This window comes from Staphylococcus sp. EG-SA-14 (assembly GCF_017151935.1).
Lineage (GTDB): Bacteria > Bacillota > Bacilli > Staphylococcales > Staphylococcaceae > Staphylococcus > Staphylococcus aureus.
In genome coordinates, this window is sequence record NZ_JACVZM010000001.1 from 173,247 (window position 1) to 185,641 (window position 12,395).

A 12,395-nucleotide genomic window follows, 5' to 3' on the forward strand; every position below is an offset into this window, starting at 1 on the left:
TTATCCAGATACTTTTAAGCCTTTGGGAACTACCCATTTTTCAACTAAAGCTAATAAGGCATCAACACCTAATGCTAGTGCAGTAACGAGTACCGTTGCAGTTACAATCATCAGTGGATCATATAAATTTAAACCATTGAAAATGAAATCACCTAATCCACCCGCACCTACATAACTTGCAAGTGTAGCCCAACTAATTACATACACAGATGACAAACGAATGCCACCAATGATAAGCGGCAATGCTAACGGCAATTCAACATCCTTCATCAATTGAAATTGTGTCATTCCCATACTTTTTCCAGCTTCTTTAATGTTGCTATCAATATTTTGAACACCGAGTACCGTGTTATTTAAAATAGGTAATAATACATAAATAAATAGCGCTACAATTGCAGGCGTTTTACCAACACCAAAAATCGGTATCATAATAGCAAGTACAGCTAGTGTTGGAATAGTTTGTAAGACACCTGCCACAGTTAATATAATATTGGCAGTTCGCTTTGTTTTTGATAATAAAATGCCTATAGGTACTGCAACAATGATGGCAAGTAATAATGCCACTATAGAAATATAAAAATGTTCCAGTGTTTTCGACATCAACTGTCCACCATGTTCATGTAGGAACTCAATCATGATTTATCACCTCCTATGTCACGTACTTTGACATTAGTAGTGTGTTGCTCATGCATTTTTGAGGACGCAGTGTCTTCCCCCACATGTTCTGTTTGCACTGCATCCTCACTATCGCCCCAAATCGTGTCATATACAATGTCAACAACATTGGCACGCGTAATCAGTCCTACTAAACGTTGCTTATCATCTACGACAGGTACATTCCTAACGTTTCTTTTTAAAATCGTACGTACAGAATCTTGTAATTTAGAATCAATTTGAACGGTGTAAATATGTTGTTGCATGGTATCTCGTAAACTTTTGTGTCCACGTATACCCTGATTTATATCTTCAATATCTAAGAATCCAAGTAAATGGTTGTCACTATCAACGACAAAAATCGTATCTACACGCTTTTGTCTCATAATATGAACAGCATCATTAAGCGTTGCATCTGCCTGTATCGTGATTGGTTTAATCATTACACCTTCTACAGTCTTGTCATTGGGACGGTCTTGAATCAGTCTATTTTGTCCTATAAAATCACGTACAAAATCATTTGCGGGATGTCTTAAAATATTGTCTGGTGTATCAAATTGCACCACCTTACCTTCTGACATAATACAAATTTTGTCTGCTAATTTAATCGCTTCATCCATATCATGTGTTACAAAGATAAACGTCTTGCCTAATTTTCGTTGTAACGTTTTAACTAAATCTTGTAACGTATCTCTCGTAATAGGATCCAATGCACCAAAAGGTTCATCCATTAAAATAATATCTTGTTCGGCCGCAAGTGCTCTTACAACACCGATACGTTGTTGTTGCCCACCTGATAGTTCTGCTGGATAACGCTCTAAAAATGACTCCGGTAAATCCACAAGTTTAATTAATTCCTTTGCACGTTTATCCTTTTCTTCTTTAGTCCATTTCAACAATTTGGGTACCAATACAATATTCTCTTTAATCGTCATATGAGGCATTAACCCAATTTGTTGAATAACATAGCCAATATTTCTACGCAATTCGACAGGATTCATACTCCGAACATCTTTACCATCAATTTCAATTTGTCCTTCTGTCGCTTCAATCATACGGTTTATCATTCTTAAAGCAGTCGTTTTGCCACTTCCACTGGTTCCAATAAATGCGATAAATTCCCCAGATTGAATATCTAAAGAGATGTCATCTACTGCCTTTTTATTACCAGAATAAATTTTCGTTAAATGCTTAATACTTAACATAATCATTTCTCCTTCCTCATAAAAAATATGACGAATGATACGCATAAAATAAAAAGACCATTATCGCAATTGTTAAACAAATAGAGTCATAAGTTAAACAAGTACACATCATGGTCTTGATTATGTAGAATTTTATATTTTTCATCTGTAATGTGAATACTTAACAGTAAACGGCGCTATGTATGTTGAATTTCTACCGATTACTTTGTTTGCACATTCGTATATTCGACATTTAAAACTAACATACTCTATATGATGTTATTAAACATTATTATTTTATCTTTGGCAACTAAATAGATAACTCATATTTTTTAAAAGCGAATTTATTATCGCTCAATTGGTTGTTTTATAGCAAAAAAGTGTCGAAAATGTGAAATATTATTACAAAAGTCGAATTTTTGTAATAATGCACACGCATCCATTGTTACAGACGGACAACCGCCCATCCGCCACTCACAAAGTCATCCTTATATTTTAATATCTTCATCATTCATTGTAGACACCCTTGCCTTTTGCTAACATTTTCTACTCCCAAGCCTGTAACGGAATTCCAACGTCAAAGTGTTGCCCATGACAGACACACCTAAAAAAACAACCAACAGCATGAGCCATTGGTTGTTTCGTGTCATCTTGTATGTTGTTGTATAACCGGTATGCTTTACTCATTAATTACTTATCATGCATCCCTTTACCTTCTAGTATTTGGTTAATATACTTTTCAACACGCTTTTGTCTTGTTTCACTGCGTTTAGCTTGTCCAATATGATATATATATTGATGTTGTCTGCCTGGCGTTAATTTATAAAATGAAGACTCTAACTGTGGCATTTCTTCGAACTTAGCTTCTAACTCTTTAGGAATAACATATTCCTCTGTTTTCTTCATTTCAACTTTTTTACCAGCTTTTTCAGCTTTAATTGCTTCAGCTAGATAATATTTAATTTCTTCGGTACGTGCTTGAATCTCTGTTAAATTTTCAAATCGTAACTGACGAGCTGCTTGCACCTTTTCAGTCTGTTGAATGAGTGTATGATATTTATCCTCCAAAATGGCACCTTTATGAAATAATAGTGCAACATAATTTTTGAAGCCATGGATAAGTACTACATTTTTATTATTCAACGTGTAACAAGGATGCATCCATTTATACGCTTCCTCTAATTCTGTTTCATTAAAGATTAACGCTCTCAAATATTTATATTCTTCTTGCCATTGACTCTCTTTATTTAAAAATGCTTCAACTTGTTCATTTGATTGTTTCTCACTCATAGTCATCACTTCCATTTTGTTTTTCAATACACATTGTATTATATATCCTAATTTTATAAAAAACTAATTTTACAAATGCTTTTGCGTTCTTACAAAAAATACATTTGACTATTATTATAATAAGCGTATAATTGTCGCATATTATTTTTTGTATTTTTGGCAATAACGAAGGAGTATTTATGAATAAAGACAAGCAATTGCACAACGACAAAATCAATCTATCCCAATTAGTCTTATTAGGGTTAGGCTCTTTAATAGGATCTGGTTGGCTATTTGGTGCGTGGGAAGCATCATCAATAGCTGGACCAGCAGCAATCATATCATGGGTTCTTGGATTCCTAGTCATTGGAACCATTGCCTATAACTACATTGAAATCGGCACAATGTTTCCTCAATCAGGTGGCATGAGTAACTATGCCCAGTATACACATGGCTCATTATTAGGCTTTATTGCTGCTTGGGCGAATTGGGTGTCTTTGGTGACAATAATACCTATCGAAGCTGTGTCAGCTGTTCAATATATGAGTTCTTGGCCGTGGCATTGGGCGAAACCAATGAGATATTTAATGGAAAATGGCTCTATTAGCACATACGGATTGCTAGCTGTATATCTCATCATTGTTATTTTTTCATTATTAAACTATTGGTCCGTAAAACTTTTAACATCATTTACGAGTTTAATTTCTGTATTTAAATTAGGCGTACCCATGTTAACCATCATCATGTTGATGCTATCAGGATTCGACACTTCAAATTACGGCCATTCGGCAAGCACATTTATGCCTTACGGAAGTGCACCGATTTTTGCTGCAACAACAGCATCAGGGATTATTTTTTCATTCAATTCATTCCAGACAATTATTAATATGGGTTCAGAAATTAAAAATCCTGAAAAAAATATCGCAAGAGGCATCGCTATCTCACTGTCAATCAGTGCAGTGTTGTACATCATTTTACAAAGTACGTTTATCACTTCTATGCCTCAATCAATGTTACAACATAGTGGATGGAATGGCATCAACTTCAATTCACCATTTGCAGATTTAGCTATCTTATTAGGAATTAATTGGCTCGCAATTTTACTATATATTGAAGCTTTTGTATCACCATTCGGTACTGGCGTGTCATTTGTCGCCGTTACAGGTCGAGTTTTACGAGCAATGGAGAAAAATGGACATATCCCTAAATTTCTTGGGAAGATGAATGAAAAATATCATATCCCCCGTGTAGCAATCATCTTTAATGCCATCATTAGTATGATTATGGTTACATTATTTAGAGATTGGGGTACGCTAGCAGCAGTTATTTCTACTGCAACTTTAGTAGCCTATTTAACTGGCCCAACGACAGTGATTGCATTAAGAAAAATGGGACCAACAATGACTCGTCCATTTAGAGCAAAAATTTTAAAAGTAATGGCACCATTATCATTTGTATTAGCTTCATTAGCTATATATTGGGCAATGTGGCCAACAACGGCTGAAGTTATTTTAATCATTATACTTGGATTACCAATCTACTTCTTCTATGAATATCGTATGAATTGGCGTAATACAAAGAAACAAATTGGTGGTAGCTTATGGATTATTGTATATTTAATCGTGCTATCAATACTGTCATTTATAGGAAGCAAAGAATTTAAAGGCTTAAATATGATTCACTATCCATTTGACTTTATCGTTATTATTATTGTGGCGCTTATATTCTATTACATCGGTACAACGAGTTCATTTGAAAGCGTCTATTTCCGTCGCGCAACACGAATCAATACGAAGATGCGTGAGTCACTAAATAATGAATCAAAGTCATCTCATTAAATATTTTAAAATACAGTGCCATATATGATTTCAACACACACACATTAACCAACCATTGATTTCAACATCTTGGTTGGTTTTTTATTTTGAAAATCGGTTATAAATAACTAACATAACAAGATGATGATCAGGCTGGGACATAAATCAATGTTCTATGCTCTACGAAGTTATATTGGCAGTAGTTGACTGAACGAAAATGCGCTTGTAACAAGCTTTTTTCAATTCTAGTCAGGGGCCCCAACACAGAGAATTTCGAAAAGAAATTCTACAGGCAATGCAAGTTGGGGTGTGGGCCCCAACACAGAGAATTTCGAAAAGAAATTCTACAGGCAATGCAAGTTGGGGTGGGACGACGATAAAGAAATACTTTTTCTATAGAAATTAGTATTTCTTATGCATGAGTTTTACTCATGTATTCATATTTTTAAGTACACATTAGCTGTGGCTAATGTATAAGAACCACTACATAATAAATCATTAGTGGCTCTTTATCATTTCTGTCCCACTCCCGTAGAAGAACATCATATAATGCTGAAAAAGGTTTGAGTTAAAACGGATATCAAGTTCGTCTGATTCAGTCACAAAATTGTCTTGTTATACTTGTCACCTATCATCTATAGACCGTAGTATGATTATATTGGGGATGATAAAGGAGGTTAATAAATATGAAAATTAATACTACAGGTGGTCAAATTCATGGTATTACACAAGATGGTTTAGATATCTTCTTAGGCATTCCTTATGCAGAACCACCAGTTCATGACAATCGCTTTAAACATTCTACGTTAAAAACACAATGGTCAGAGCCAATTGATGCAACCGAAATACAACCCATCCCACCGCAACCAGACAACAAATTAGAAGATTTTTTCTCCTCACAATCTACAACTTTTACTGAACATGAAGACTGTTTATATCTAAATATTTGGAAACAACATAATGATCAGACGAAGAAACCTGTCATCATTTATTTTTATGGTGGTAGTTTTGAAAATGGTCATGGTACAGCCGAACTCTATCAACCGGCACATTTAGTACAAAATAACGACATTATCGTTATTACATGCAATTATCGTTTAGGCGCATTAGGGTATTTAGACTGGTCATATTTTAATAAAGATTTTCATTCCAATAATGGACTTTCAGATCAAATCAATGTCATAAAATGGGTGCATCAATTTATTGAATCCTTCGGTGGCGACGCTAATAACATTACTTTAATGGGTCAGTCTGCAGGCAGTATGAGCATTTTGACTTTACTTAAAATAACTGACATTGAGCCATACTTCCATAAAGTCGTTTTGCTAAGTGGCGCACTACGATTAGACACCCTTGAGAGTGCACGCAATAAAGCACAACATTTCCAAAAAATGATGCGCGATTATTTAGATACAGATGATGTTACGTCATTATCGACAGATGATATTCTTATGCTAATGGCGAAGCTAAAACAATCTCGAGGACCTTCTAAAGGGCTTGATTTAATATATGCGCCTATTAAAACAGATTATATACAAAATAATTACCCAACAACGAAACCAATTTTTGCGTGTTATACAAAAGATGAAGGCGATATTTATATTACTAGTGAACAGAAAAAATTATCGCCGCAACGCTTTATCGACATTATGGAATTAAATGATATTCCTTTAAAATACGAAGATGTTCAGACTGCGAAGCAACAATCTTTAGCGATTACACATTGTTATTTCAAACAGCCGATGAAGCAATTTTTACAACAACTTAATATACAAGATTCAAACGCACAACTATGGCTTGCTGAATTTGCATGGCATGATACTTCTAGCGCACACTATCGCAGTGCTTACCATATTCTAGATATGGTATTTTGGTTCGGAAACTTACAAATATTAGCAGCACATCAATATCCAACAACTGCTCACCTTAAATTTTTAAGTCGACAAATGCAAAATGATTTAGCTAATTTTGCTAAAAGCGGTAAAATGCCTTGGCCGATGTATCATAATGAACGTCGCTATTACCGCACATATCAATAACGTTATCGCATCTAAAAAAGCACACCTGAATTTGATAGCAGGCGTGCTTTTCATATGAGAATTATGATGATTTAAATGTTTTAGCATAATGATTATTTTTCAATGTGAAAACAACGATTAATCCTAATGCACCAATGATGGCACTCGTATACGTGATAGCTTGAACAGAAACATGTGTCATGACCAAGCCTCCAATAATGCCTCCAACACCAATACCAGCGTTTAAACTAGACATGTTCCAACTCATTACTTGACTTGTGTCGCCTTCAACATGTTGAATCACACCGCTTTGCACTGCTGGATTAGTACTCCATTGCATGATATTCCAAATAAATAGTCCTGCTAACAATAGACCTGAACCAGGTAAGATTAAATTCATAAGTAACATCATGACGATAAAAATAGAAACAGAAATCATTAACCAACGCTTACTTGTAATTTTATCGGAGAATATACCACCTAATGATGTTCCAATAACGCCAGCGATTCCATTTACTAGAAGTGCTAATGAAACGAATGACATATCATGACCATTAGATAAAATAAGTGGATTTATAAAGACGAATGTCACTGAGTTTGCAATCAATACTAAAAACGTAATAATTAAATATTTTGCTACTTCAGCAGGTCTTAATATTTTCGAAGTAACATGATTTTCATGAGATGGTGTCTCATGATTCACAGGGCCTCGTTGTATTTCCTGATCCTTCGGTAAATAGATCATCATCAAGAAGCCAACAATAATACTCACAATAATTAAGAATAGAAATGTATAGCGCCAACCTACTAAATCGCCGATAACCGTTCCAATTGGTACACCAAAAACATTGGCCCCACTAAACCCTGTATAGACAAGTCCAATCATTTTGCCACGATTTTTAGGTGCTGATAACATCGCTGTAATAGCTAATACTTTTACGATAATTAGTGCTGCTGCTGCAGATGAGATAATTCTACCAACTACTAATATTGAAAAATTTGGCGCTACAGCAATAATGCCATTACCAATGATAAATATAAGTAATGTCCATAATAATACAGGCCTTGATGAAAAACGGTTCGTTAATTTAACCAGAATAGGTCCACATATCGCAAATGTTAAAGCGTACATTGTCACTAATTGACCAACGACAGCTTCTGATACATGTAAGTCCTGACTCATCAAGTTCATAATTCCTGCAACCATCATTTCAACCATTCCTACGATAAAAATACTTAAAATGAATGTAAATAGTCGCATGATTGACATTTTAAAACTCCTTTCAAACAAAATTTCCGATATTCATTTCCCTTAGAATAACGATTTATTAAAAAATGTGTGCAACACAATTTTATATATAACCGTTCTATTATATAATATTTTGCTTTAATTTTCTGTGCTTAATTGGAAAATTATTGAAATTGTTTTTCAGTATTTGAAAAATTAACACAAGTATGTCATTTAATAATTATGTATAATTACTTCAGTTTCAACAATAACTCCAAAAAAGCACGCACGCTTTATATGTCAGAACAGATAACTGACTACAAAGTATGCGTGCCTTTATGAATATTTTCGCTGAGCTAAATAATAGCATTACTATATGTGCGCGTCACTTCATTTCCAATTAAAACTAATGCCTAAATCTGATGCGGTAAAATCTATCATGATTCACTCTTAACATCAGTATTTCGTGCTACTAATTGATGTCTTGCATTGAAAAATTGACCATAGCTTAAATATGTCGCAATCAAAGCAGACATAATGGTCGCAGTTGTATGAATAAACACGACTAACAATTGAAATTTAATCGCTTGTAAAGGTGGTACGCCACCAATAATTAAGCCTGTCATCATACCAGGAATCGACACAAGCCCATATGTTTTAACCGAATCAATTGTTGGCACTATAGCTAAACGAATACTTTCACGTATTGCACCTTTAGAAGCCAATTTAGGTGTAGCTGCAAGTGATAGTTTAGATTCAATATTAGTACCATCTTGTACGAATGCACGATCTAAATTCTGGTAAGCTAAATTAATTGCAATCAAGCCATTATTAGCAAGCATGCCGCCAATAGGTATAACTTCATTGGCTGTAAATTGAATGGCCCCTGTCGCAATAGTACCTGCAAGCGGTAATGCCGTTCCAATGAAGATAGCTAGAAATGATATCCAAAACACATGATGCATCACTGGTGATGCTCGACTAATTGTATTCCATGATGCATTAATAATAATGACCAATACACATAAAATAAGCAGCCATTTATCGTTTATTTTAAAAATATAATGCAGCAAAAATCCCAAAATGATTAATTGCACCACTGCGCGTAGTGTCGCAACAATTAAATCTTTAATAATATGTAAACCTTCTTTATATGAAATGATAATCGGAATGACTAAAAGCAATGCCGTCAATCCAAGTGCCGTATTACTCATGTTGATTCAACTCCTCAACCTTAGAAATTTTGCCATCAACAATCGTTATGCGCTTTTGAAAATGTCTCATACTTTGATCATCACTATGGGTAATCCACATGATAGCAACATCCTGTTCCACTAACTTAAAAATGATATTTTCTATCTTTTCTTTATTATGAACGTCTAATGCACTGGTCGATTCATCTAATAAAAGAATATCCGGTGTATACATCAGTTGGCGCGCTATAGCAATTCTTTGCCGCTCACCACCCGACATATTTTCCACTTCCGAACTTAATTGATAATGTCCCAAACCGACATCTTTAATTAATTGCTTTGCACGTTTTCTATCAAATTTATCATTACGTGCAAGTGATGGGAATATCATGTTATCTTCAATCGTTTCACCAAACAAGTCACTTTGCTGCATCAAATAACTGATTCGTTGACGCAATTCTTCCGGGTCATAATCATTATAGGGTTTACCTTTAAAATAAAGTTCTCCACTAGTTGGACTAATCAAATTACATATTTGCTTTTGAAATGTACTTTTACCACTACCTGATGGACCTATAATGGCAATACTCTCGCCTTTATCTACTTTTAGACTGATATGATTTAGTATGATTCTATCGCTCGCTTTATACACTAAATCTTTAATTTCTAACAACATTTGCACCGCTCCTCATGTAATATATCAGGTATATTATTCCCGTTTTTTTGGTTTTTAGTGCAATTACATTTAAGAAAAAATCATTTTCTTGTAATATCAAAATTTAGGCATAATTGATTTTCAGCATTTAAATTAAAAACAAAAAATCCTATTAACATGGATACTGTCTAATGACTAAGAATTAAAGTTAGACAATTGTTTAACAACCTACCATATTAAAAGGATTCTTTATTATTTATGGATTTGATTACCACATGATATTTTTATAACTTTCATCATTCAATGAACGGACAATTTCAGTAACAAGACGGATAGAATTTTCATAATCATCTACATTGAGCACTGAAACATTAGAATGCATGTATCGCAGCGTAACACCGATTGTCATCGTTGGAATACCTTCATTTGCGACATGAATACTTCCCGCATCTGTACCTCCACCTGGTGTCGTATCCCATTGTACTTCGATGTTATGTTCCTTAGCTACATCTTTAATATGCTTACGCAAACCTTGGTGAGCAATACTTGTAGCATCCATCATAATGACAACTGGACCACCGCCTAGTTTACTATCGCTCGTTTGACCTGACATACCTGGGGTATCATAAGCAATACCTACATCGACAGCTATCGCCAAATCTGGTTTAATTGTATTCGCTGCCACTTTCGCACCACGCAAACCAACTTCTTCTTGCACTGTGGCACCACTGTATAAGTTAATTCCAATATTTTCATCTTTTAAACGTTTTAATACCTCAACAGCTAATGCACAGCCATAGCGATTATCAAATGCTTTCGCAGTTAAATATTTATCATTTGCAAGCACTTCAAATTCACTATATGGCGTAACCATATTGCCTACTTCAACGCCAGCTTCTTCAGCTTCTTCCTTGCTACTAACACCAATATCTATAAACATATTTTTGATTTCCATTGGCTTTTTACGTTCTTCAGGCGTTAAGACATGTGGCGGTTTAGAACCGATGATACCTCTAATTTCTTTGCCCGAATCTGTTGTAATCGTTACTTTTTGAGATAACATGACTTGATTCCACCATCCACCAACTGGCGTAAATGAAATAAAACCATGTTTATCAATCTTTGTTACCATAAAACCAACTTCATCCATATGACCAGAAATCATAATTGAGTATTGACCATTCTCAGCATTTTTCTTTCCAAAAATGCCACCCAAGTTATCTTCAATAATTTGATCACTGACAGGCTCTATATAGTTACGCATTGCTTCTTTAACTTGCATTTCATAACCAGCAATGCCGTTTACATCTGTTAAATGTTTAAGTAATTTGACTGACTGATTCATGTTATTCATCCTCCTGTATTTCAACTTAAAACTATTGTATCACTAACTTTCAGAAAAACGTTCCCTACCGCTTTATCATTTTCAGGCTTAAATATTTTTAAAATTTTGTGAGGAATCCGCTTCAAAAAACTCATATTTCTAAAATTTAATATTCCGAAAAAGTCACAATTTAAAATTCCTTATTATAATACGTTATTCTTTTATTGTTACTAATTTCAATCTGTTTAGTCTTGCGCTATTATAAAATTAAAAAGTGTAGAGATAACAACGCATTAACGTCGCTATTTTCCCTACACTTAAATACTAGTTTCTTTAATTAACTTATCATTAAAGTTATTCAGATATTGAATATTCATTAATCATAATGTGACCATGCCGATAGTATTAATACTACTTTATTTCGATCATCTATGGTATAGACGACCCTGTGCTGAAGGTTAATTCTTCTTGAATATCGCTCTAAATATTTAGGTTCTAATTTTTCAAAGGATTGTGTTATTTTATAAGGATCATTTTTTAAAGTCTCAACAATTTCTATAAATGTCTTCTTTAAATAAGGATGTTTTATTTTCTTTAAATCTGATTTCGCTGAATTTTTAATCTTAACCGTGTAATTGCTCATTAAAGATTATCCCAATCAATATCATCTATATTTGTTGTACCACTACTATCTTTTTCTCTTTCTCTTACTTTGTCCATTGTACCAGTAGATACAAGATACATTGTCTCTTGTATACTTTTCCAATCTTCTAAACCTATAATCACAGCATTATTTTCGGCATTATTACCACTAATATAAATTGGTTCGTGATTATTATTAACATTTTTTAGTAATTGATAAAAATCTTTTCTCGCTTCTGTAGGGCTAGTGATAATCATATAAACCCTCCTTTGTTTTCTGTTACGCTAATTATAGCGTACGCACTTGAGTACGTCAATATTACCAACGATTTCATCGTATTCTTAATACCTATATGCTATCGTTCACAAACTTTTGTTCTTTTCTTCCAACATACCGCCTATAATGCTCAA

The 12,395-nt window shown here is 34.1% G+C and carries 13 protein-coding genes; 2 read left to right on the forward strand and 11 right to left on the reverse strand.

Going from position 1 to position 12,395, the window contains the following annotated elements:
- The 5 genes from IDG63_RS00845 to IDG63_RS00865 all read right to left on the reverse strand — a co-directional run bounded on the left by IDG63_RS00845 (position 1) and on the right by IDG63_RS00865 (position 3,128).
- Positions 1-636: an ABC transporter permease gene (locus tag IDG63_RS00845; RefSeq protein ID WP_000569113.1), complete on the reverse strand. Its 636-nt coding sequence runs from the start codon at positions 634-636 to the stop codon at positions 1-3.
- Positions 633-1,859 carry a betaine/proline/choline family ABC transporter ATP-binding protein gene (locus IDG63_RS00850; protein WP_000948972.1) on the reverse strand — a complete coding sequence of 409 codons (1,227 nt, stop codon included), beginning with the start codon at positions 1,857-1,859 and terminating at the stop codon, positions 633-635. Before IDG63_RS00850 ends, IDG63_RS00845 begins: the two co-directional genes overlap by 4 nt.
- Before the next feature lie 326 nt (positions 1,860-2,185).
- Positions 2,186-2,305: a hypothetical protein gene (locus tag IDG63_RS00855; protein ID WP_001789925.1), complete on the reverse strand. Its 120-nt coding sequence runs from the start codon at positions 2,303-2,305 to the stop codon at positions 2,186-2,188.
- A 79-nt stretch (positions 2,306-2,384) separates the two neighbouring features.
- Positions 2,385-2,525, reverse strand: a complete 141-nt coding sequence (locus tag IDG63_RS00860; protein ID WP_001791736.1) for a hypothetical protein — start codon at positions 2,523-2,525, stop codon at positions 2,385-2,387.
- A gap of 3 nt (positions 2,526-2,528) precedes the next feature.
- Positions 2,529-3,128, reverse strand: a complete 600-nt coding sequence (locus tag IDG63_RS00865) for a YdeI/OmpD-associated family protein (protein ID WP_001291519.1) — start codon at positions 3,126-3,128, stop codon at positions 2,529-2,531.
- A 179-nt stretch (positions 3,129-3,307) separates the two neighbouring features.
- Here IDG63_RS00865 and IDG63_RS00870 point away from each other — a divergent pair, with 179 nt between their 5' ends.
- Together IDG63_RS00870 and IDG63_RS00875 are read left to right on the forward strand one after the other, a co-directional pair.
- Entirely contained in the window at positions 3,308-4,945 is a 1,638-nt protein-coding gene (locus tag IDG63_RS00870; protein WP_001030711.1) for an APC family permease, read from the forward strand.
- A 665-nt stretch (positions 4,946-5,610) separates the two neighbouring features.
- Positions 5,611-6,963, forward strand: a complete 1,353-nt coding sequence (locus IDG63_RS00875; protein ID WP_000700926.1) for a carboxylesterase family protein — start codon at positions 5,611-5,613, stop codon at positions 6,961-6,963.
- A gap of 61 nt (positions 6,964-7,024) precedes the next feature.
- On the opposite strand, the gene IDG63_RS00880 is transcribed toward IDG63_RS00875, so the two are convergent.
- The 6 genes from IDG63_RS00880 to IDG63_RS00905 form a co-directional block, all read right to left on the reverse strand.
- Positions 7,025-8,212: an MFS transporter gene (locus IDG63_RS00880; protein WP_000026194.1), complete on the reverse strand. Its 1,188-nt coding sequence runs from the start codon at positions 8,210-8,212 to the stop codon at positions 7,025-7,027.
- A 395-nt stretch (positions 8,213-8,607) separates the two neighbouring features.
- A complete protein-coding gene (locus IDG63_RS00885) occupies positions 8,608-9,384 on the reverse strand; it encodes an ABC transporter permease (protein ID WP_000072147.1) in 777 nt (258 codons plus the stop codon).
- On the reverse strand, positions 9,377-10,039 hold the full coding sequence (locus IDG63_RS00890) for an ABC transporter ATP-binding protein (RefSeq protein ID WP_000923529.1): 663 nt from the start codon (positions 10,037-10,039) through the stop codon (positions 9,377-9,379). Before IDG63_RS00890 ends, IDG63_RS00885 begins: the two co-directional genes overlap by 8 nt.
- 247 nt (positions 10,040-10,286) lie before the next feature.
- Positions 10,287-11,363 carry a M42 family metallopeptidase gene (locus IDG63_RS00895; protein ID WP_001076673.1) on the reverse strand — a complete coding sequence of 359 codons (1,077 nt, stop codon included), beginning with the start codon at positions 11,361-11,363 and terminating at the stop codon, positions 10,287-10,289.
- A gap of 355 nt (positions 11,364-11,718) precedes the next feature.
- Positions 11,719-11,985, reverse strand: a complete 267-nt coding sequence (locus IDG63_RS00900; RefSeq protein WP_000074045.1) for a Txe/YoeB family addiction module toxin — start codon at positions 11,983-11,985, stop codon at positions 11,719-11,721.
- A complete protein-coding gene (locus tag IDG63_RS00905) occupies positions 11,985-12,242 on the reverse strand; it encodes a type II toxin-antitoxin system Phd/YefM family antitoxin (protein ID WP_000587619.1) in 258 nt (85 codons plus the stop codon). The genes IDG63_RS00900 and IDG63_RS00905 overlap by 1 nt, the downstream gene beginning before the upstream one ends.
- Positions 12,243-12,395 lie beyond the last annotated feature (153 nt).

What these genes read in the sequence shown, in the direction of transcription:
- IDG63_RS00845 (WP_000569113.1), bottom strand. Translation starts at nt 636, where the DNA reads ATGATTGAGTTCCTACATGAACATGGTGGACAGTTGATGTCGAAAACA.
- IDG63_RS00850 (WP_000948972.1), bottom strand. Translation starts at nt 1,859, where the DNA reads ATGTTAAGTATTAAGCATTTAACGAAAATTTATTCTGGTAATAAAAAG.
- IDG63_RS00855 (WP_001789925.1), bottom strand. Translation starts at nt 2,305, where the DNA reads ATGGGCGGTTGTCCGTCTGTAACAATGGATGCGTGTGCATTATTACAA.
- IDG63_RS00860 (WP_001791736.1), bottom strand. Translation starts at nt 2,525, where the DNA reads ATGAGTAAAGCATACCGGTTATACAACAACATACAAGATGACACGAAA.
- IDG63_RS00865 (WP_001291519.1), bottom strand. Translation starts at nt 3,128, where the DNA reads ATGAGTGAGAAACAATCAAATGAACAAGTTGAAGCATTTTTAAATAAA.
- IDG63_RS00870 (WP_001030711.1), top strand. Translation starts at nt 3,308, where the DNA reads ATGAATAAAGACAAGCAATTGCACAACGACAAAATCAATCTATCCCAA.
- IDG63_RS00875 (WP_000700926.1), top strand. Translation starts at nt 5,611, where the DNA reads ATGAAAATTAATACTACAGGTGGTCAAATTCATGGTATTACACAAGAT.
- IDG63_RS00880 (WP_000026194.1), bottom strand. Translation starts at nt 8,212, where the DNA reads ATGTCAATCATGCGACTATTTACATTCATTTTAAGTATTTTTATCGTA.
- IDG63_RS00885 (WP_000072147.1), bottom strand. Translation starts at nt 9,384, where the DNA reads ATGAGTAATACGGCACTTGGATTGACGGCATTGCTTTTAGTCATTCCG.
- IDG63_RS00890 (WP_000923529.1), bottom strand. Translation starts at nt 10,039, where the DNA reads ATGTTGTTAGAAATTAAAGATTTAGTGTATAAAGCGAGCGATAGAATC.
- IDG63_RS00895 (WP_001076673.1), bottom strand. Translation starts at nt 11,363, where the DNA reads ATGAATCAGTCAGTCAAATTACTTAAACATTTAACAGATGTAAACGGC.
- IDG63_RS00900 (WP_000074045.1), bottom strand. Translation starts at nt 11,985, where the DNA reads ATGAGCAATTACACGGTTAAGATTAAAAATTCAGCGAAATCAGATTTA.
- IDG63_RS00905 (WP_000587619.1), bottom strand. Translation starts at nt 12,242, where the DNA reads ATGATTATCACTAGCCCTACAGAAGCGAGAAAAGATTTTTATCAATTA.